Source organism: Bradyrhizobium sp. SZCCHNS3052 (assembly GCF_032484495.1).
In the GTDB taxonomy this organism is placed as follows: Bacteria; Pseudomonadota; Alphaproteobacteria; order Rhizobiales; family Xanthobacteraceae; genus Bradyrhizobium.
In genome coordinates, this window is the sequence record NZ_JAUETB010000001.1 from 1,162,101 (window position 1) to 1,183,259 (window position 21,159).

Genomic DNA, 21,159 nt, shown 5'->3' on the forward strand with positions numbered 1-21,159 from the left:
GGGCGGGGCGTGATGAAGAAATCGGTCAGTACTCTGCTGATGGTGCTGTTGTCGGTGCTGGCGGCGGGCATCCTGGTGTCCACGGCGATCCTGATGAGCGGCGCCGCGGGCCGCTATCGCGAGAGCGTCGCGACCGAGCAATTGACTGCGGCCGACAAGGCGATCTTCCAGAACGTCCTGGTCATGCGCGCCCACCGCGGCGACATCCAGAGCGTGCTGCTGAGCGAGGACGATCCGCGCGCCAAGCTCACCGAATATCAGGGCATCGAGGCCAAGGGCTATGACGGCATCGGCGCCGCGCTCGCCGGCGTCGACATGCCCGAGCGCGACGACCTCATGGCCGGGTTGAAATCGAGCTGGGACGCCACGGTTCCGCAGTTCAAGCTGCTGTTCGATGAAGCCGCGAAGCCGCGCTCCGAACGCGTGCTGGCGCGTACGCAGGCCTGGTACCAGGCAATGACCAAGACGCTGGACGTCGCCAACGCTGCCTCGCTCGCCGTCTCGAACCGCGCCTGGATGACCGATCCGGCGATCGCCAAGATGGTGCAGGCGCGGCGGCTGGCCTGGCAGGTCCGCGACCGCTATGGCCTGCAATGCTCGGCGCTGCGTCCCAACATCAACGCCTCCAAGCCGCTCGACGACACCCAGAAGGGCGCGATCGCGCAATGGCGCGGCACCGTCGCGGCCGGCTGGTCCGGGCTCGACGACCTCTTGGCGGGGGGCGGCAGCACCGGGCTCGCCGGGGCCGTGAAGACCTCGCGCGCCGAGGTCGAGGCCGCGCATCAGCGCATGGACCATCTCGCCAAGGGGTTTGACGGCAGCGGCAAGCCGGCGATGCCGGCGCCGGAATGGAACGCGTTCTGCCAGGGCCCGTTCGCCGGCATCATCGCCATCGGCATGACCGCGCTCGACGGCTCGATCGCGCGCGCCGAGGAGATCAAGACCGCGGCGCTGAGCAGCCTGATCGTCCAGTCGCTCGCCTTCATCACCGCGCTCGTGGTGGCCGGCCTAGCGCTGCGCGCGGTGCGCGTCCGCCTGATGCGCCCGGTCGGCGTCCTGATGCAGGCGATCCAGCGCATCGGCCAGCGCGACTACCAGACGCCGGTGCCGCAGTTCGCTCATGCCGACGAGTTCGGCGCCATGGCTGCCGCCCTCGAGGGCCTGCGCGAGAGCGCCGCCACCGCCGAGCAGCTGTCGCGCGAGCGCGAGCTCGACCAGGGCCGCCGGCTGGAGCGCTCGCAGGCGATCGACAGCGCCTGCAAGAGCTTCGACGACACCGTGCAGGCGGTCATCGTCAGCATGGGCAACTCGACCGGCCAGCTCGATTCCAGCGCCGGCGAGGTCCGCAAGCTGGTCGATGAGTCCACCGAGCAGACGGCCGCGGTCGCCAGCGCCGCGGAGACCGCGACCACCAATCTCGAGACCATCGCCGCCGCCACCGAGGAGCTGACCGCGTCGGTCTCCGAGATCGCGGCCCAGGTGCAGGCCTCGGCGGCCGATGCGCGCCAGGCGGTGGAGAAGGCGGCGCAGACCAACGCCACCGTCGAGATGCTCGACCGCGCCGCCAACCGCATCGGCGAGGTGGTTAAGATGATCACCGCGATCGCCGCGCAGACCAACCTGCTGGCGCTCAACGCGACCATCGAGGCGGCGCGCGCCGGCGAAGCCGGCCGCGGCTTCGCCGTGGTCGCCGGCGAGGTCAAGAACCTCGCGGCGCAGACGGCGACCGCCACCGACGACATCACCCGCCAGATCGCCGAGATCCAGGCCGCCACCGGCGAGTCGGTCGAGGCGATCCGCGCCATCAGCCACAACATCTCCAGCATCGACGAGAAGATGACGGCGATCGCCGCGGCGGTCGAAGAGCAGCGCGCCGCCACCACCGAGATCTCGCGCAACTTCCAGCATGCCGCCCAGGGCACCCGCGCCGTGACCGACACGATCGGCTCGGTCGCAGCGCTCAACCGCCAGACCGGCAATGCCGGCGCGGCGATGGTCGACTCCGTCCGCCGCATGTCCACCGATGCCGATCGTTTCCGCGTGGCGGTGGAGGGCTTCCTCGGCACCGTGCGCAAGGCGTAGCATCGCCAAGCGGGCGCGATCCCGCGACGCAGATGGCGCCCGAGCCTTGCCGGTCGTCGGCCCTCTGAAGGGAGAGGGCGCGGGGAATGCCGGGCGCTGGCCGCACCCATGGCCCGCCTGCAGAAGATAAGCAGGCGGCAGTCACCACAGGTTCAGCCGAGGCATCCCGGCATTCCCCGCGCGATGGTTTTCACGCTTATGTCGCGATCTCCCCGGTGTCCGGCTTGTTAGCCACCGTCGCACGGCGCGATCATCATCACCACCGCACTTGGCGCCAGCTTCGGGGCGCCAGGACCACGCGTCTTCACGTCCGCAAGCGTGCCGTTCGTCGGCGGGCCTCAAGCCCGCTGCGGCACACTCACAGCCACCGCATCTCCGGCCCACGTCTCGTGACGATCGCGATACGCCCCTCTCGGCGGGCCGGGATGGGCGTAGACAATCATGATTTTTGAAAAAGCGAAAGTAATTTATTTTTCACCGAAGGACTGGACAGGCCAGATCAGCTTGAGGCCGCTGATGAAAATGGCCTGTCGGCGCAGGCGGATTTTCGCGTCATTGCCAGCCGACGGGTCCGCGCCGAGGCGCAGCCCGTGGCAGGATCCGCGGCACTCCAGAATTCTCGTGCCGCCCTGGATTGCTTCGTCGCCTTCGGCTCCTCGCAATGACGAGAGTCCGTAGGGCGGGGTTTGGCGCAGCCGTAACCGCTGCCTGCGGAGGAATGGCGGATCACGCTGCGCTGATCCGCCCGACGGCTAGGTACGCGGACGGAACAGTTCGGGCACCCCGCCGGTTGAGGCAGTTTCAGACCCATCATCAGCCACGAAGGAGACGCGTCATGCAGGACATCAGGGAACACATGGAAGTCATCGGCGCCGACGGCGTGCATGTCGGCACCGTCGACCGCGTCGACGGCAACCGCATCAAGCTGACCAGGAAGGACAGCGGCGAGGGCAGCCACAAGGGGCATCATCACTTCATCGACAAGGGTCTCGTCGCCGAGGTCGAAGGCGACAAGGTGCGGCTGTCGGCCATCGGCGCCGTCGCGGTGACGATGGAGGAGGAGACCTAGCCTGCGGAGCGCGTCGGCTGCGCCGCGAGTTGCGTGTCATTCGTTGTTCGAGCCGGGATAGGTCAATTTGTCGCCGGCTCGCACCGCACCCTCAGATAACGTCGCCGCACGAACCTCGTCGTGGCCCATGAGATGATACACGGCGCGGCCGGCATCGATCAGGTAGTCGGCGACGATGCGACGATGACAGCGCCACCACACCGCCTCCGCGCACATGATGGCCGTGCGTTGCGCGGCCGACACGGTCAGCAGGCGATCGAAGCCGCGCCGGAAGTCATCGGACAGGGCGTAGTCAGCGTAATGATGGAAGCTCTTGTTGGTCCAGAAGCCGTTCGTGTCCGGTGAAATGCCGCTCGTCTTGCGCAGGCCGCCGAGCTCGGCAATGCGCAGATGGCCGATCTGATGGCGCGCGAGCTCGGCCGGAAGCACCTCCGAATTGTACTGCGGGTTGGTCCGCGAGCGCGGGATGCGCCTGATATCGACGACGAGCTGAACCTCGCCGGCCCGCAACAGCGTGACGAACTCGGCGATCGTCCGCGTGGAGTGCCCGATGGTGAAGACGGGAAGCGCGTCGCGCGCCCGTGTCATTGCGGTCTTGGCGGGTGAGTGCTCGGTCATCCCTGCGAACCGCGAGCCTCATCGCCGCTCACCCTGGTCAAGGCGCTCTCCTTGTGAGCGGCGATGTGCTCGCTCTTGTCGCTCTTGATCTCGTATTGCGGAGAGTCCTTGCTGGCGCGGTGACGATAGCCCTTGTAGTCGAAGTCGCGCACATGCACCGCGACGATGCGTCCGGTCACGCGGCCGGCCTCCGAGTTCCAGGAGACGTGGTCGCCCTTCGCAAACTTGGTCATCTGTCTGCTCTGTAAACAGCCGCGATCCGCACTTCACCCAGGAACGGCTCAGGCAAAGGCATGTTCCATCCATCGCTGGTCAATCCGCTCCGGCGAGCCGCGATTGCCTGGTCCCGCGGGATATCTGATCCAGATCAATCCGCAGCCGTCCGCGACCTTCAGAGTGCTCCTGTCGAGGTCGTGGCCGGATGGTCGATGTGACATGCAAAGGGAGAGCCGTTCCATGCGTACTTTTGCCTTCATGATCGTCTTGCTGGCGTCAGTCAGCCTCAATCCCTTGTTCGCTCAGGGGCAAGGAAAACCTTCCCCCAATCCCGCGGAGACCAAAGCGAGTTCAGGCGTGCCGGCAAGAGAGAAGGGGCAGTCGACCAGCGAACGTCAGAAGCAGCACACGCTGCATCGGATGGGACCCGGCATCGATTGGGACCACCGTAAGGCAGGTCGCGACTGGAAGATCTCTCCTCAGCGCGAGAAGAACGACGCTCATGGCAAACGAGACGGAGCGAGCTGAACGGCTCGTTCCCTGCGACATGACGCTAGCGCTTGGTGCTCGCCTGCGATCGCTATGCTGGCGTGGTGGCATCCAGCGATGACAACATCCGGCGTCTCCCGTCGGGCCGATGACGGTCCCGCATCGTGCGACGAGCTAGCGTTCGTCGTCCGCCGGGGGGGCGGACGCACGCACGATGCGCCGCCTCCGAGGCGCCGTGGGTCTTGAAATTGGCGCGTGCCTCGGTCAGCGACAGCGCTCCATTGGGACCACCACGGACGAGGTCGGCATCGTGGTCGTCCTGGCCGTCGTCCTCCCAATAGCAGACCGGGCAGATCTCGAACCCGCCGCGCTCACCCAGGGTGAGGAAGCGGCAGCACGGGCAGCGATAGCGCACCTCCGACGGCGGCTCGGTGACATCGCGATACATCAGGGCGTGATGATGCGAGTCTGAAAGACCTGCGTCAACGGCGAGCCGTCGGCGGGCCAAGCAGCGCGCATCTTTGCGAAGGCGATGCATTTGTCATAACAACTATAGGTTGATATTTTGATCGAGATGGGGACAAATCATCCTCGCCGAATCCGCGAGGCAAGCCTCACGCAGCGTTTCGTGTGGCTTGAGAGACGTGGCGTTTGGCCATGGTTCAGCTCCCGACCGGCTGGATTTCAATCACCAAGGAGTTTTTCATGCGCATTGGCTTTGCATTGTCGACCCTCTCCGTCGTCGTGGGATCGTCCGTTCTCGGCTGGGGCCTGACCGCGCCGCACCCCGCGCAGGCGTTCCTGGAGGACATCTGTATCCCGCGCGTGAAGGAAGGCTTGAGGAATTGTCTCGCGCCGGCCAGCGCGTGCCGCAATCCGGCGGAAGCGCTCAACCGGGGCTGCCTGCTCGAGGCGGTGCAGTTCGCCGTCATCCCGCCGGGCCGCAGCATGATCCACGCCGACTCCACCTATTTCATCGCCCAGGCGCTCGGCTATCGCGCCGACGTGGCGTATTGGATCGCCGCCTACAACGAGAATTCCGACTACGCGCAATATGCGCCGATCGATCAGTGCGGCGGGCAGGCGACATCGACCAATTCGGGCGCCAGCTACATCACCGCCAAGTTCAACGGCTTCCAGCGCACCAACAACACCACCGACGGGCCGCTCTATCATTATCTCCTGAACTTCTCACCGAATGGGCAGGGCACCGACGTGCACGGCGCCAGCGGCGTGCAGGCGGTGTATCCGTTCCACTATCCGCCGCCCGGCTATCCCGTGACCATCGACAGCGTCTATCAGGGCACGCTGTACGATCTCCGGCAATGGGCGATGAAGCCCGACGACGGCCCGGGCCTGCTGTGCACCGCCGGATACACGGTGCCGAACGGCTCCTCGAACTTCAGCGGCCCGCAATGCCTGGCGAACGTGCCGATCAGCGGCAACGTGCCGCTGCTGGAGAACTACGCCATCGGGCCGGCCCTCAACATCACCTCGGGACCGAAGGTGCTCGACAACAGCAACGGCGTCGTCGACTACACCCAGCTCAAATCCTGGCTGGACGACAAGAGCCGGACCACCGGCGTGCTGTTCGACGACCCCGGGAAGCCGCCGGTGCCGGTGCAGATCGCCAGGATCGGGCTCTATCTGCACTCCCTGCAGGATGCCTCGTCGCACGGCACCTTCTGTGGTGACGACGCGCCGTCGCCGCCGGGCGGCTCGGATGTCGGCAGCTACATGGCCATGAGCTCCGGCAGCATCAAGCTCAGCTTCGGCACCTATTGCGCGACGGGGCCGCATCTCGCGAGCCACGTCCAGGAGACCGGCACCGGCGACGCCAGCCTGCCGCTGCGCGACTATGTGGCGCTGAACAACACCGTCGACGAGCTGATCCTGTTCGGCAACACCGTCGCCAAGCCGCGCGGCTGGATCGTCAACCCCAGTCTGCTGCCGCCCAACGTCGTCGGCGCCAAGAGCGCCGCCGGCGACAGCGCGGCCGACCTGAAGTCCCGCCTCGTCGGCCGCATCGTGCAGGGCCAGCAATGGTCGCGTGCCGAGGTCTACGCCTCTGGCGTGGTCACCCTGCCGCTGCAACGCACCGGCGCCCAGGACCGCCTGAACACGATGAACGCCGCGCTGGGCGCCTATTCGAAGCGGCTGCTGGCCGCCAACCCCAAGCTGACCGCGCTGCGCCCGATGCCGGGCAATTCGTTCGACCCGAACGACAAGTCGGTGTGTTTCAAGTAGCGCCGTAGGGCGGGCAAAGCGCCGCCGCAAGGCGGCGCGTGCCCACCATTGCGAACCGCCCGCACCCTACGGGCTGTCCCGCTCATCCGAGCCTCCTGATGTTTCGTGCGCCGCTTTAGGGGTTATTCCGTCGTCGAAAGCGTCTTCCAGAGCAGATATCCGCCCAGCACGATCAGGATCATCGGCATGAGCGGCAACGGCAAGGCAAGAAGATCCCACAGGCCGGCCGCAAGAATGATGACCCCGATGACCACGCCGAACCTGTCGACCTTTAGGCTCCGTTGCGTCCGCACCATCTGTGCGCCCAGGATGAGGATGCCGACGCCCACCAGGAACCAGCCCCAGGGAAGCCCTGCGAGCATGACTACGCCAAGCCAGATGAAGAAGACGGCCCAAGCGGCTGAATCGATTTGACGGTGCGGATCGGGCGCGTCGTGGGATGGGACGAGAGATGCTTGCGAGTCGGCCATGATACTGCCTCCGCTTCTCTGACGATGACAGCTTGATGCGGATTCACTTCGACGCTGTTGATGCAGGTCAACCAAAGCGCGCGGGAAGCGCGTGGTCGTGTCCACAGCGTGGCGCCCGCAAAGCGTACGCCCGCGAGCACGACCGCCTCGTTCTCCAGCAGATGCACGCCGAACCGCGCCGCCTCGGCGCGCGCCAGCTTCAGCTCTTCGGGAAAGGTGCGGTGATCAAATTCATGGTTGCCCATCACCATGACGATCGGCACGCCATGATGTGGAGGTTCATGGCGGGCAGGGAGGCGGAGCCCAGGGCTCGCCGCGTAGGGCGCGTTAGCGAAGCGTAACGCGCCGCCCTGGTCAAGCGGCGGATTACGCTCCGCTCATCCGCCCTACGCTTGCTAACGCTCCTGGTCCGGCCGATCAGCACCATCCCTTCTTCCAGTGGCCCGGCGGACAGTGATGGCCGCGCCAACCCACCTTTCGGCCGCGACTCCAGCCGAAGGCCCGGTGACCGCCGCCGCGGCCCCAGCCATGACCATGACCATGGCCATGACCGCCTCTCACCTCGATGAGATCAGATGCGCCGCGATCGACCTGAAGGGGAGCGCGAGGCAACGCGCTGGCGGGCACGACCAGCGCGGTTGAAATCGATGTTGCAAGGATGAAGATCGCTTTGCGCATGTGACTCCCTCGGATGTCTGACGATGAACTGAGAGGCTTACGGCTTTTCTGTGTCTTCAAGCGAAAGGGGGGCCGGGAAGCGGGATCGAATCCCGTTCGCGCGCCCACTACTTCCTATGCGTGCTGGAGCCGGTGGTCGTCATGCGCTGGCCGGGAGCGCTCTCGGAATGCCCCGGGCCGGCGGCGGTGTTGCTCTGATGACCGGGCGCGTACTCCGAAGCGCCGGGCGCCGTCGACGTCTTGTTACGCTGCATCTGCTGACCGGGCGCTTTCTTCGACGCGCCGTGCGAACTTGCGCCGGTCTCTGCGGCGAACACAGGCGAAGCGGCGAACAGAGCCGCCGTCAAGACGATTGCCATCTTCATGAACGAACCTCCTTCGTTGTTGGTTCGTAGTAAACTGCGGCGTGTCGGCGATCGTTCCGCTGCACCGGGAAATCCTGGGGATCGTGTAGCGGACGCGGTATGATGTTCGGGGGCCTGAGAGTGCATCCGTCTCGGCAACCGCGATCCCGGATGTCGCTCTCGCTCATCCGGGTTACGAACGCTCATTCATGACAGGACCATCACCATGTCCCGCCTGAACCGGATCGACCTGCCCACCGCCGGCCGCCTCGCCATCGCGGCGCGGCCGAGGGCGGAGGACTGGCTGGCGGAGGACATCGCGGCCTGGGTGGGCGAGGGCATTGCCGTCGTCGTCAGCCTGCTGGAGCAAGCTGAGGTGCATGATCTCGGCCTGCGGCGCGAGGCCGCGCTGTGCGAGGGCCACGGCATGGTCTTCGTCTCATTCCCGATCCCCGATCGCCGCCTGCCTGACAGCCGCAGTGCGGCGGTGCGGCTTGCTGAGGGCCTAGCGGTGCGGCTGACGGAGGGCGAGACGGTCCTGATCCATTGCCGGGCCGGTATCGGCCGCTCGGCCGTCATCGCGGCGTGTGTGATGATTCGGCTGGGCATTGATGGAGCTGAGGCCTTCGACCGGATCGCCGCCGCACGCGGCGTGCGTGTGCCGGATACGGAAGATCAGCGGGAGTGGGTGAGGGCGTTCGAGCGCAAACAGATCGATCAGTAAAGTGCAGCGTCACCGTAACTCCCGCCCCCTCGCCAACATCGCCGGCGACCACGACCACATCGACCCCGGGCAGGGCCGCGATCGGCTTGATGTCGGCCATGTCGGCGTGGAGATCGGAGAAGGTTTGGAGGTGCATTGGGGCCGGGAGGTGGAGCCCAGGGCTCGCTTCGTAGGGCGCGTTAGCGAAGCGTAACGCGCCGCTTTCGGTAAGCAGCAGACTGCGCTCCGGCAATCCGCCCAACGCCTGCCAGGCACACTATCGATGACGAATATTGAAATAGTTTAGCAAGCCGTCGTGTACGGTTACGGGCATCTCATAGTCTAAATACTCCTCCTGTCGAAAGCTCCAGAAAAAACGAGGCTTTCCCTTCACGTGATCGATGTTGCCGATAATCCCGACCATGTACAATTGTTCTACCAGTTTCGCTGGGTCGACATCGACGTGTGGCTTTAGTGCTTCAGCAAGATCATTGGCGTTCGAGTAACGACGTCTCCGTATACCCATTCTGATTCCGGCTAGGACGTTCGCGGGATATTGTACCGAGATCTGTTCGAAGAGTTCAGTGGCAGAAATCCTGGCGTACTCGTTCAAGCACTCCTTTGTACCTTCTTCGGTTATTCGAGTGTGCCTTGGATGTACCTTTGCGTAGACCTTGAGAAACCGGATCATATCTCGGGGCTTGAACCACGAATTGTTCAGAAGAAACGACATGAAGTCGATTGGGTGACCAAAGTTGATAGTTTTTGGGATAAATTCGTCTGCGTTGATCTCAGTTCCGCGCGGAGCGCCAACAACGATTTTTTGAGTCAGAATTTCAAGAAGGGAATCTCGGTCCCAGCCCAAGAAGACGTCATTTCCGTCCATAACCTTACTGATTTCTGGGTCGAGCTCGTTGAGCTTGGTGCGTATTTCCGGACGCAGATTGCAGATAAAGTGCATATCAAGATCATTTGTTACGCAAAAATCGTTCAAGTAACAGCATGTACGAACGATGTCGCGGATGAGGCATAGTCTGGCTCGATACTCATCAGACTTCGTGTTGAGGTTTGAAATGACAAGTTCATCGACAAAGAAGTAGAGGCGGTATTGTACGCAATCGGCGACGAGCAATTGCTCTGCAATCCTATTGAATTCTGGAACAGTGAGTTCGTTGGATTGCGCTGCCAGCTTCGATGGGTCGAACTCAAGTTTCGTTTCCAGAAAATGCAGTGGTACCTTGACCTCGACCTTGAGGCTCTTTTTTATTCCGTCGATGATGCTGTTTGTACCCCCTGTGGTGCTTAGGCAAAATGCTGTAAAGGAATTGCTGAATCCTTCTGCTTGCAGGATCTTGGCGATCCTAATGAATAATATTCGTTTCCAGACTTCCTTGAAGTCGTATTGGCTTTCGATCGATGTCAATTGATCTAAACTAATAAGATTCATTCGTTGCGTTGAAGCGAAGTCTGTGTAGTCGTCCGGAGTAAGGTCGTCATAGAAGCTTATGAGGCCGCTCAAATATCCTTGACGTTGAGCTCGGTCGCTTTCCAAATACAGCTGACACGCCGTTTTTCCGGCGCCTTTCTGGCCAACGATTATGTAATTGGTTTTGTTGCTTAATGTACCAAGCGGAAAGGATATTGGATCGATGAAGGTTTCCATGAAATAGGATTGGCTGCGGAGGAATTCGCGCCTTGCGTCGTATTCGCCAAAATTGAACTCCGACAGCGTAATTGGTCCGGTGTGGCCTTTTGGCAAAGGAGCGCTCCCCAAAAACTTGGCAATCAATTCTGCGTATCTACTATTCTAGCTATTGATGTGATCCTTGCAACCATTGCGGGTTATTCTTGTGAAAGTGCTTTTGCTCTTGGTTCGATCGCAGCACTGCTTCAGCCCGGGCGAAACGTTTTCCCCCGGGCTGCTGCTCATATTCGTCGATCAAAGAATCTCGCTTCTCTTACGAACACCCCGTCGTGCTGCCGCAAGTATCGCACTTCATGCAGGTGCCATTCCGCACCAGGGTGAAATTCCCGCACTCCGAGCACATCTCGCCTTCGTAGCCCTTGGCTTTGGCCTCCGCACGGCGCTCGGCCTTGGAAGCCACTTGCGTGTTCGCCGTGCCGGCCTTGCTCCATTGCAGGGCCTCGAGCTTCTCGGTGGGCGAGAGGTCGTGCTGCGGCTCCTGCTTCAGGGCGACGGCGCCGTCGAGGGCGTCGCCGGTGCGGGCATGGGAGAGGGCGGTGAGATTCACCCCACCCCGATCGGAAGCGGAGCTTCCGATCGACCCTCCCCCTGCAGGGGAGGGTGACGAGGAGCCGCCGCGCATCACGACGAGGTTGTCGGTGCGGGAGCGGGTCAGGCCGCGCGAGACGTATTTCGTGGCCTGCTGGCTCGGGCCGTCCTCCGACGGCTTGCCTTCGTCGACACCGCGGCCGAGCGCGTCGAAATTGCTTTCGGACGGGTCGACATGGGCGAGGTCGAAGCGCGACATGTAGCTGACGGCGAGCTCGCGGAACACGTAGTCGAGGATCGACGTCGCATATTTGATCGAGTCGTTGCCCTGCACGGGGCCTGCCGGCTCGAAGCGGGTGAAGGTGAAGGCGTCGACATACTCCTCCAGCGGCACGCCGTATTGCAGGCCGAGCGACACCGCGATGGCGAAGTTGTTGATGAAGGAGCGCAGTGCCGCGCCCTCCTTGTGCATGTCGATGAAGATCTCGCCGAGACGGCCGTCATCATACTCGCCGGTGCGCAGGTACACCTTGTGGCCGCCGACGACCGCCTTCTGGGTGTAGCCCTTGCGGCGATCCGGCATCTTCTCGCGCTCGCGCATCACCACGATGCGCTCGACCAGCTTCTCGACGATCTTCTCCGAGACCTGGGTGGCACGCGCGGCCATCGGTTTGTCGTAGAAGGACTCGACCGCATCATCTTCGTCCTCATCGTCGGCGATGAGCTGCGAGTTGAGCGGCTGCGACAGCTTCGAGCCGTCGCGATAGAGCGCGTTGGCCTTCAGCGCGAGCTTCCACGACAGCAGATACGCCGCCTTGCAGTCCTCGACCGTGGCGTCGTTCGGCATGTTGATGGTCTTGGAGATCGCGCCCGAGATGAACGGCTGCGCCGCCGCCATCATGCGGATGTGGCTCTCGACCGAGAGATAGCGCTTGCCGATCTTGCCGCAGGGATTGGCGCAGTCGAACACCGAATAATGCTCGGCCTTCAGATGCGGCGCGCCCTCGACCGTCATCGCGCCGCAGATGTGCACGTTGGCGGCCTCGATCTCGCGCTTGGTGAAGCCGATCGCGGTGAGCAGGTCGAAGGTGGGGGCGGCGATCGCATCAGTGGTGACGCCGAGCTGCTTGACGATGAAGTCCTCGCCGAGCGTCCACTTGTTGAACACGAACTTGATGTCGAACGCGGTCGGCAGCGCCTTCTCGACCTTGGCGATGGCCTCGTCGGTGAAGCCCTTGGCCTTCAGGGTGGTGGCGTTGACGCCCGGCGCGTTCGACAGCGAGCCGTGACCGACCGCATAGGCCTCGATCTCGGCGATCTCGCTCTCGCGATAGCCGAGCACGCGCAGGGCTGCGGGCACGGCGCGGTTGATGATCTTGAAGTAGCCGCCGCCGGCCAGCTTCTTGAACTTCACCAGCGCGAAATCAGGCTCGATGCCGGTGGTGTCGCAGTCCATCACCAGGCCGATGGTGCCGGTGGGGGCGACCACGGTGACCTGGGCGTTGCGATAGCCGTTGGTCTCGCCGAGCGCGAGCGCGTCGTCCCAGGCCTGGATGGCGTGGCTGACGAGCGAGACCTGCGGGCAGTGGGCGTGGTCGAGCGGCACCGGGGCGACCGAGAGCGCCTCGTAGCCGGTCGCCTCGCCGCGCGCGGCGCGGCGATGGTTGCGGATGACGCGCAGCATGTGCGCGGCGTTCTTCTTGTAGCCGGGGAAGGATCCGAGCTCGCCGGCCATCTCGGCCGAGGTCTTGTAGGCGATGCCGGTCATGATCGCCGAGAGCGCGCCGCACAGCGCGCGGCCTTCCTTGGAGTCGTAGGACAGGCCCATGGTCATCAAGAGGCCGCCGATATTGGCATAGCCCAGGCCCAGCGTACGGAACTCGTAGGAGAGCTCGGCGATCGCCTTCGACGGGAACTGCGCCATCAGCACGGAGATCTCGAGCACGACGGTCCAGAGCCGGCAGAGATGCTCGTAGGCGCCGACGTCGAAGTGCTTCGTTTCCGTGTTGTAGAACGTCAGCAGATTGGCCGAGGCCAGGTTGCACGCGGTGTCGTCCAGGAACATGTATTCCGAGCACGGATTGGACGCGCGGATGTCGCCGGACGCCTTGCAGGTGTGCCAGTCGTTCATCGTGGTGTTGAAGTGCAGGCCGGGGTCGGCCGAGGCCCAGGCGGCGTGGCCGATCTTCTCCCAGAGGTCCCTGGCCTTCAGCGTCTTGACGACCTTCTTGTTGGTGCGGCCGATCAGGCTCCAGTCGCCGTCGGTCTCGACCGCGCGGAGGAAGTCGTCCTTCAGGGACACCGAGTTGTTGGAGTTCTGCCCCGAGACGGTGAGATAGGCTTCCGAATCCCAGTCGGTGTCGTAGATCGGGAAGTCGATGTCCTTGTAGCCCTGCTTGGCGAACTGGATGACGCGCTTGATGTAGTTGTCGGGCACCAGCGCGCGGCGCGCGAGCTTGATCTCGCGACGCAGCGCCGGGTTCTTCTCGGGATCGAAGCAGTCGTCGCCGGAGCCCTCGCAATTGACGCAGGCCTTCATCACGGCCTTGAGGTGCTTCTGGTTGATCTTGGAGCCGGTGACCAGCGCCGCGACCTTCTGCTCCTCCTTCACCTTCCAGTCGATATAGGCCTCGATGTCCGGATGGTCGGCGTCGACCACCACCATCTTGGCGGCGCGGCGCGTGGTGCCGCCCGACTTGATGGCGCCGGCGGCGCGGTCGCCGATCTTGAGGAAGCTCATCAGGCCGGACGAGCGGCCGCCGCCCGACAGCCGCTCGCCTTCGCCGCGCAGCCGCGAGAAGTTGGAGCCGGTGCCGGAGCCGTATTTGAACAGGCGCGCCTCGCGCACCCACAGGTCCATGATGCCGCCGTCATTGACGAGGTCGTCCTCGACGCCCTGGATGAAGCAGGCGTGCGGCTGCGGATGCTCGTAGGACGACTTCGACTTGGTCAGCTTGCCGGTCTTGTAGTCGACGTAATAGTGGCCCTGGCCGGGGCCGTCGATGCCGTAGGCCCAGTGCAGGCCGGTGTTGAACCATTGCGGCGAGTTCGGCGCGACCATCTGCTTGGCGAGCATGACGCGGAGCTCGTCATAGAACGCCTGCGCGTCCGCTTCCGAGGAGAAGTAGTTGCCCTTCCAGCCCCAATAGGTCCAGCAGCCGGCGAGACGGTCGAACACCTGCTTGGCCGAGCGCTCGCTGCCGTAGCGCTCGTTCTCAGGGAGAGCGGCCAGCGCCTCGGTGTCCGGCACCGAGCGCCACAGCCACGACGGCACGCTCTCTTCCTCGACCTTCTTCAGGCGCGCGGCGACGCCGGCCTTGCGGAAATACTTCTGCGCCAGCACGTCGGAGGCGACCTGCGACCAGAACTCGGGGACCTCGACATTCTCGAGCCGGAACACCACGGAGCCATCCGGATTCTTGATCTCGGACGTGGTCAGGCGGAAGTCGATCCCTGCATAGGGCGACTGTCCTTCGGTGGTGTTGCGCCGTTCAATCCGCATCGCGAGCCCCAATAGTTCTTGCCGGACCGCGCTTGGCGGCCGGGATCATTGCATCCAAGGGCGACGGCTGGAAGTCCCCGGACGCTGCCGGAAAATTCGTCTGCCGCCGCAGTTCAACCGGTTGCCCGGTCCGCATCTGTTCAGCCTCGAAGGCGAAGGCCTTGCGCCGTTGTCCGGCGTCTCGCCCCGTCTTCCTGCGCGGGGCGTGCAGCCCGTCCGCTGCCCGCACCGTCCGTTCTCAACGCGTCACTCCCGCCGTTCCGCTCCGTCGTCCCTGCAGGGGAGGCCCCCACATCTAGTGGGTTCCCCGTTGGGGCGCGGCGGCGCAGCGATGGTCCACAGGGCAGACGGCGACCCACGCCCGCTGCCGTGGCGACGGCGGCGTGGTCGTCTTCGAACCCTCTCGAGGGAAGCGGCCGGCCAGACCCGAAACATGACTGTGCGCCGAACCGGGCCGGAAGCTAGGACGACTCCGCTTCCCGCGTCAAGGACTAGTGGGGGTTCCCTAACCAAACACTAAATATGGGGGAAAGTACGGGATAACCAGGGCGTGTGCCGGTATCGTGATGGCCGTAACTATCGGCGAGTCCTCGCGGATTCGAAACCGAAAAAATTTGTGCCGCAGGCTGTCCACAGGGCTTCGTCCCGCTGTTCACAGGGGCAGATTTATTCGCGTGCCAATGACGTGTTTCGCTTGCATCGGCGGGACTCACGGGCGCCTACGGAGCGTTCGCGGGGCAGGCATGCCCCACAATCCCTGGTGTGGCCGGGAAAACGCCGGCAAGCTCATTGTCCCACGGACGGCGCCGGTGATTCCATGACAGACAAGCCAGTGGCCAGCGGGCGGATCACGCCCGCCGGGCTGATGTTCCTCGCCATCACCTCGCTCGGCTGGGGCTTCAACTGGCCGGTCACCAAGCATCTGGTCGGCGTGCTGCCGCCGCTCACTCTGCGCGGCACCACCGGGGTGGTCGGCGCGCTGCTGCTGGCGCTGCTGGCCGTCATCCGCAGCCAGAGCCTCGCCGTGCCGCGGGAGGTCTGGCCGCGGCTGATCCTGGCCGGGATGCTCAACGTCACCGCCTGGATGGTGCTGATGGGGCTGGCTCTGCTGTGGCTGCCGGCGAGCGAGGCGGCGCTGATCGCCTACACCATGCCGGTGTGGGCCTCGCTGCTGGCCTGGCCGATTCTCGGCGAGCGGCCGACGCTCTTGCGCGTGCTCGCGCTGGTGCTGGCGTTCGCGGGGCTGGCTTCGATCATGGGCAGCAACGGGCTCACCGCCAGCCGCGACAAGCTGCCGGGCATCCTGATGGTGCTCGGCGGCGCGTTCGGCTTCGCGCTCGGCACGGTCATGGCCAAGAAGCTCCCGATCAGGCTGCCGCCGCTGTCGGCGGCGGCCTGGCAGATCGGCATCGGCTGCGTGCCGATCGTGCTCGTGGGCTTCGCGGTCGAGCATTCCGACTGGACGAAGCTGGATCAGCTCGACTGGGCGCTGATGTTCTATTCCACTGTGATCCAGTTCTGCGTCGCCTATGTCGCCTGGTTCGCGGCGCTGTCGCGGCTGCCGGCCTCGGTGGCGGCGATCGGCACCATGGCGGTGCCGGTGATCGGCGTCCTGGCCTCCGCGATCGCGCTGCGCGAGCCGCTCGGGGCAGGGCAGGTGGCCGCGCTGGCCTTCACGCTGGCCGCGGTGGCGATGGCGACCCGCGGCTAGCGCCAGCCGGCCGCCGGCTTGCCGTCCAGCGCCTGCCGCACCATCTGCGCGAGCTCGGCGCGGCGATAGGGCTTGGTCAGCAGCAGCGCGTCCGGCACGAGCTGCCGGTTCTCGACCATCTCATCGCCGGTATAGCCGGAGGTGTAGAGCACTGGGAGCGCGGGGCGCGTGGTCATGATGGTTTCGGCGAGCTGCCGGCCGCTGATGCCGCCGGGCATGATGACGTCGGTGAACAGCAGGTCGAAGGGCTGGTTCCGCGCGGCGATGGCCAGCGCCTCCGAGGCCTGCGAGGCGACGAGGGTGGTGTAGCCGAGGCCCTGCAACTGCGCGAGCACGAAGTCGCGCACCAGCGGATCGTCCTCGACCACCAGGATCGTCTCGCGGCCATGCGGCAGCGCCTGCTCGTGCTCCGTCTCGATCTGCTGCGTCGCCTGCGCCGCCGGCAGATAGAGCCGGATCGTCGTGCCGCGGTTCTGCTCGCTCTGAAGCTTGACGTGGCCGCCGGACTGCCTGACGAAGCCATAGACCATGCTGAGGCCGAGACCGGAGCCCTTGCCGGCATCCTTGGTGGTGAAGAACGGCTCGAAGGCGCGGTCCTTCACCTCCCGCGGCATGCCGCTGCCGGTGTCGCTGACCGCGACCATGACGTAGGAACCGGGCACGATGCCGGGATTGGCCGCTGCATGGGCCGCGTCGAGCGTGGTCTTCGCCGTCTCCAGGAGCAGCCTGCCGCCATCGGGCATCGCATCGCGCGCGTTGATCGCCATGTTGACCAGCGCGTTCGCGAGCTGCGCGGAATCGACATGGGCGATGAGATCCTCGTCGGCAAGAACGGTCCTGATCTCGACCTGCTCGCCGAGGGTCGGCCGCAGCAGCTTGGCGATGTCCTCCACCGTGGCGTTGACGTCGATGTCGCGCGGACGCAGCGGCTGCTTGCGGGCGAAGGCGAGCAGATGCCGGATCAGCTCGGTGCAACGATCGGTGGCCCTGCCGATCAGGGCCGCGAACTCGGCCGCCGCCGGCCGGTCCTGCACCGCGTCGATCAGGACCTCGATCGACCCGGTGATGATCGTCAGCATGTTGTTGAAGTCGTGCGCGACGCCGCCGGTGAGCTTGCCGATGGCATCGAGCTTCTGCGCCTGCTGCAGCAGGCGCTCGGTCTCGTGCACGTCGGTGACGTCGTGATACACCAGCGCGGCGCCGCTGATCGCGCCTGCGGAATTGCGCAGCGGCCGCCCGCTGACCATCAGGCGAAACTGCGGCCGGCCGTCGGTCGGCTTGACCACGACCTCGCGGCGGTCGAACGACAGCCCGCACAAGGCGCGCGCGATCGGGAGCTCCTCATCGACGATGCGGGTGACGGCGTCGCTCTCGTAGAACTGGTTGGCGGCCTGCATCTCGGCGAAGGTCTTGCCCACATTCGTTCCCAGGAAACGTCCCATCGCCTGGTTCGACAGCATGATCGTGCCTTCGGGATCGACGACGAGGACGCCCTCGGCCATGCTGTTGAAGGTGTTCGTGAGAATGGCGGAGAAGCGGCGCAGCGCGTCATAGGCGGCGGCGAGATCGCTGCGCTGCTGCACGGCCTGGGCTTCCAGCGAGGTCGCGGTCTCCCGTGACCGGGTGAGGGACGAGCGCAGCGCCCGGTCGGAAAGATGAGCGCGCCGGACGAGATAGGCCGACATCAGGAGCAGCAGGCCGACGCCGGCGAGGTCGATCGCCAGCAGCCAGGATCCGGTTCGTCGCGAGATCGTGGCGCGGTCCGCCAGCAGCCGGCGCTCCTCATCGGTAAAGGCGTCGAGCGCCTGGTTGATCGTCGTCATCGCCGCCGGACCGGCCGCGCTCGCCGCCAGCGCCTGCAGGCCGTCGCGATCGTTCGCCGCGTGGCGACGGATCAGCTCGCCGGCAAGCTGAATGCGCCGCTGCACGATGCCATAAATCGATCGCAGCCGCTCGCTCTGCGAGGAATTGTCCCGGACGAGCCCTTGCAGGTCCGCCCAGGCCGCAGGAATAAGTCCACTCGTCGCCTGAAACTCTGCGATGAACCGGTCGGCTCCGGACAATGCGAAGCCGCGCGAGGCGGCTTCTGACTGTCGCAGCAGGGCGCGGAGCTCGGAGGATTTCTCCAGCACCTCCATCGTGTGCTCGACCAGGGCGGTATCGTTGCGCGCCTTGATGTCCAGTCCCGTCGACGCGGCGCCGATCGCGAGCAGGGTTCCAAGGCCGAGCCCGATCACCACCCGCCGACGGATCATCGGTGGCCTCCAATGGCGCGGGATGCCGTCGCGTCCTGCCAATTGCATGGGGTAGGTTTCCATTGGAATTTGTGGCGCCCAGATCCGTGACGATCGCAGTTCCGATCCGCGCGATGGTCAAGTCAGGAGAAGTGAGCGCGCGTCGGTGCGTCCTCGGAAAAGGCGTTCTCGGCCAAGGCATCATCGGCCAAGGCGTCATCCACGGGGCCTGCCAGCGCCAGCCGCACCATCTTGGCGAGCTCCGACTTGCGATAGGGCTTGGTGAGCAGCAGCGCAGCCTGGTCGAGGCGACCGTGCTCGACCATCGCATTGTCGGTATAGCCGGACGTGTACAGCACCTTGGTGCCGGGCCGCTGCCGCAGCGCCTCCTCGGCGAGCTCCTTGCCGTTGACGCCGCCGGGCATGATGACGTCGGTGAACAGGAGATCGAAGCTTTGGCCGGAGTCGATCTTGGCCAGCGCCTCGACCCCGGTCGATGCGGTGATGGTCTTGTAGCCGAGGCTCTGCAACTGTGAGACGACGAAGTCCTGCACCAGTGGATCGTCCTCGACGATGAAGATGGTCTCCTCGCCGCGCGGCGGCGGGGGCTCGGGCGGAGCAGGGCTCGCAGCCTGTCCCTTGGGCACAGGGATGTAGAGCCGGATCGTGGTGCCCCGTCCTTCCTCGCTGTAGATCTTGATGTGGCCGCCGGATTGCTTGACGAAGCCGTAGACCATGCTGAGGCCGAGGCCGGAGCCCTTGCCGGCTTCCTTCGTCGTGAAGAAGGGTTCGAAGGCGCGGTCGCGGACCTCCGGCAACATGCCAGTACCCGTGTCGCTGACGGCGACCATGACATAGGGGCCGGGCGTCACGCCGGCGTTGGCTGAGGCATAGGCCTCATCGAGCTCCACCCTGCGCGATTCCAGCAGCAGCTTGCCGCCATTGGGCATCGCGTCGCGGGCGTTGATCGCCATGTTGACCAGCGAGTTGGCGAGCTGCGCCGAATCGATGTGCGTGATCAGCGTCTCCTCTTCGAGGATCGAGTTGATTTCGATCTGCTCGCCGAGGGTCGGACGCAGCAGCTTTGCGATGTCGAGAATCGTGCTGTTGACGTCGCTGTCGCGCGGATGCAGCGGCTGCTTGCGGGCGAAGGCGAGCAGATGCCGGATCAGCTCGGTGCAGCGGTCTGCCGCCTGTCCGATCAGCGCCGCGGTCGCCGCGGCGGCGGGGCGGTCCTTCACCTCGTCGGCCAGCGTTTCGATGGTGCCGGTAATGATCGTCAGCATGTTGTTGAAGTCGTGTGCGACGCCGCCGGTGAGCTTGCCGATCGCATCCAGCTTCTGCGCCTGCTGCAGCAGCCGCTCGGTCTCGTGCGCCGTGGTGATGTCGTGATAGACCATCGCCGCGCCGGTAATGCCGCCCGCGGCGTCGCGCAGCGGGCGGCCGGAGATCATCAGCCGCAGCGTCTCGTCCCGGTCGGGCCGGTAGACGATCAGCTCGCGGCGGTCGAAGCTTTCGCCCCGCAACGCTCGCGGCGTCGGCAGGTCGTGTGCTGCGACAGGCGTCACGCCGTCGCTTTCGTAGACGCGGAGGCGCGCGCGGACGTCGGCCAGATTCTTTTCCGGGCTGTAGCCGAGCAGATGTTCGACCGCGGGGTTCGAGAATACCACCGTGTCCGTGGCATCGATGACGAGCACGCCCTCTGCCATGCTGTTGAACGTGTTCTGCAGGATCTCGGCGGAATGGCGCAGCTTCTCATGGGCGGCGATCAGGTCGAGATGCTGTTGCTCGGCCTTTTCCGCCAGCGAGTTGGCCTCGGCTTCGGAGCGGACCAGCGACGCGCGCAGCGCACGATCGTGGAGATAGGTCCGCCGGATGAGGTAGAAGGCGATGATCAGCAGCAGCGCGAGACCGCACAGGTCGATCGTGAGCAGCAGCGATCCGGTGGATTTCGACGTCATCGAACGCTGCGTCAGCAGCTTGCGCTGATCGGCAACGAAACGGTCGAGATGGGCCGTGATCTCGCTCATGGTCGCCGGCCCTTCGGCGCGGCTTCTGAGGGCTTCGAGCCCCGCACGATCCGAGGCGGCGTGCAACCGGATCAGCTCCGCAGCGAGCTCGACCCTGCGGACAATCAGGGCTTCGGTCTCGGTCAGAAGCTTCAGCGGTTCGGGATTGTCGGCCACGGCGCGCCGCAGCTCGACCATGGCGACCGGAATTCTCGTGCTGACATCGGCAAACTCCGTCCTGAACTGATCGTCACCGACGAGTGCGTAGCCGCGAGAGGTCGCTTCCGCTTCGCGTAGCAGCAGACGCAGATCGGAGGTCTTCTGCAGGATGTCGAGCGATGAATTCACCCAGGCCGCGTCGTGGCGCGACTTGATGTCGAGCGCCGTGGACGCGGCGCCGATCGCCAGCAGCGTTCCAAGACCGAGCCCCAATGCGAGGCGCTGATAGGTCATCTGCGTTTCTCAATCATCGACATGTCCGCCAGCTGGGCCGGGGATCATCGCGGCCAGCCCCATGCATCCGAGTTTCGATGCAGCTGCGTCCAAGCAGTGAA

Annotated in this window: 17 protein-coding genes; 6 read left to right on the plus strand and 11 right to left on the minus strand. The window is 64.9% G+C overall.

Annotated elements, in window-relative coordinates:
- Positions 1-12: 12 nt before the first annotated feature.
- The gene (locus QX073_RS05365; protein WP_316225422.1) at positions 13-2,082 is read left to right on the plus strand and encodes a methyl-accepting chemotaxis protein; all 2,070 of its coding nucleotides are present in this window, start codon (positions 13-15) and stop codon (positions 2,080-2,082) included.
- 467 nt (positions 2,083-2,549) lie between these two features.
- On the opposite strand, the gene QX073_RS05370 is transcribed toward QX073_RS05365, so the two are convergent.
- On the minus strand, positions 2,550-2,744 hold the full coding sequence (locus tag QX073_RS05370; RefSeq protein ID WP_316225423.1) for a hypothetical protein: 195 nt from the start codon (positions 2,742-2,744) through the stop codon (positions 2,550-2,552).
- Between the two features lie 173 nt (positions 2,745-2,917).
- Here QX073_RS05370 and QX073_RS05375 point away from each other — a divergent pair, with 173 nt between their 5' ends.
- On the plus strand, positions 2,918-3,151 hold the full coding sequence (locus QX073_RS05375) for a DUF2171 domain-containing protein (RefSeq protein WP_315751727.1): 234 nt from the start codon (positions 2,918-2,920) through the stop codon (positions 3,149-3,151).
- 36 nt (positions 3,152-3,187) lie between these two features.
- On the opposite strand, the gene QX073_RS05380 is transcribed toward QX073_RS05375, so the two are convergent.
- Entirely contained in the window at positions 3,188-3,769 is a 582-nt protein-coding gene (locus tag QX073_RS05380; protein ID WP_315826835.1) for a DUF488 domain-containing protein, read from the minus strand.
- A complete protein-coding gene (locus QX073_RS05385) occupies positions 3,766-4,002 on the minus strand; it encodes a DUF2945 domain-containing protein (RefSeq protein ID WP_315751725.1) in 237 nt (78 codons plus the stop codon). The genes QX073_RS05380 and QX073_RS05385 overlap by 4 nt, the downstream gene beginning before the upstream one ends.
- Before the next feature lie 223 nt (positions 4,003-4,225).
- On the opposite strand from QX073_RS05385, the gene QX073_RS05390 reads away from it, so the two are divergent.
- Positions 4,226-4,513: a hypothetical protein gene (locus tag QX073_RS05390; protein WP_315826837.1), complete on the plus strand. Its 288-nt coding sequence runs from the start codon at positions 4,226-4,228 to the stop codon at positions 4,511-4,513.
- Positions 4,514-4,565: 52 nt separating this feature from the next.
- Here the strand turns inward: QX073_RS05390 and QX073_RS05395 are convergent, their stop codons facing one another.
- Positions 4,566-4,922 (minus strand): CPCC family cysteine-rich protein, encoded by a 357-nt coding sequence (locus QX073_RS05395; protein WP_316225424.1) that lies wholly within the window; start codon positions 4,920-4,922, stop codon positions 4,566-4,568.
- A gap of 257 nt (positions 4,923-5,179) precedes the next feature.
- Between QX073_RS05395 and QX073_RS05400 the strand changes: the two genes are divergently transcribed.
- Complete coding sequence (locus QX073_RS05400) at positions 5,180-6,721, plus strand: hypothetical protein (RefSeq protein ID WP_316225425.1); 1,542 nt, start codon at positions 5,180-5,182, stop codon at positions 6,719-6,721.
- 122 nt (positions 6,722-6,843) lie between these two features.
- Here QX073_RS05400 and QX073_RS05405 read toward each other — a convergent pair whose 3' ends face one another.
- The 3 genes from QX073_RS05405 to QX073_RS05415 form a co-directional block, all read right to left on the minus strand.
- Positions 6,844-7,083: a hypothetical protein gene (locus tag QX073_RS05405; protein ID WP_316225426.1), complete on the minus strand. Its 240-nt coding sequence runs from the start codon at positions 7,081-7,083 to the stop codon at positions 6,844-6,846.
- A 2-nt stretch (positions 7,084-7,085) separates the two neighbouring features.
- Entirely contained in the window at positions 7,086-7,454 is a 369-nt protein-coding gene (locus tag QX073_RS05410) for a hypothetical protein (protein ID WP_316225427.1), read from the minus strand.
- A 522-nt stretch (positions 7,455-7,976) separates the two neighbouring features.
- The gene (locus QX073_RS05415; protein WP_316225428.1) at positions 7,977-8,234 is read right to left on the minus strand and encodes a hypothetical protein; all 258 of its coding nucleotides are present in this window, start codon (positions 8,232-8,234) and stop codon (positions 7,977-7,979) included.
- Between the two features lie 205 nt (positions 8,235-8,439).
- Here QX073_RS05415 and QX073_RS05420 point away from each other — a divergent pair, with 205 nt between their 5' ends.
- Complete coding sequence (locus QX073_RS05420; RefSeq protein ID WP_316225429.1) at positions 8,440-8,937, plus strand: hypothetical protein; 498 nt, start codon at positions 8,440-8,442, stop codon at positions 8,935-8,937.
- Between the two features lie 256 nt (positions 8,938-9,193).
- Here the strand turns inward: QX073_RS05420 and QX073_RS05425 are convergent, their stop codons facing one another.
- Positions 9,194-10,705, minus strand: coding sequence for a P-loop ATPase, Sll1717 family (locus QX073_RS05425; RefSeq protein ID WP_316173758.1), 1,512 nt, complete (start codon positions 10,703-10,705; stop codon positions 9,194-9,196).
- A 169-nt stretch (positions 10,706-10,874) separates the two neighbouring features.
- Entirely contained in the window at positions 10,875-14,651 is a 3,777-nt protein-coding gene (locus QX073_RS05430; RefSeq protein WP_316225430.1) for a vitamin B12-dependent ribonucleotide reductase, read from the minus strand.
- 817 nt (positions 14,652-15,468) lie between these two features.
- Here QX073_RS05430 and QX073_RS05435 point away from each other — a divergent pair.
- Positions 15,469-16,362 (plus strand): DMT family transporter, encoded by an 894-nt coding sequence (locus QX073_RS05435; RefSeq protein ID WP_315751716.1) that lies wholly within the window; start codon positions 15,469-15,471, stop codon positions 16,360-16,362.
- On the opposite strand, the gene QX073_RS05440 is transcribed toward QX073_RS05435, so the two are convergent.
- Both QX073_RS05440 and QX073_RS05445 read right to left on the minus strand, forming a co-directional pair.
- On the minus strand, positions 16,359-18,617 hold the full coding sequence (locus tag QX073_RS05440; protein ID WP_316186927.1) for a CHASE3 domain-containing protein: 2,259 nt from the start codon (positions 18,615-18,617) through the stop codon (positions 16,359-16,361). The genes QX073_RS05435 and QX073_RS05440 overlap by 4 nt on opposite strands.
- Positions 18,618-18,739: 122 nt before the next feature.
- Positions 18,740-21,058 (minus strand): CHASE3 domain-containing protein, encoded by a 2,319-nt coding sequence (locus tag QX073_RS05445; RefSeq protein ID WP_316225431.1) that lies wholly within the window; start codon positions 21,056-21,058, stop codon positions 18,740-18,742.
- Between the last annotated feature and the right edge of the window lie 101 nt (positions 21,059-21,159).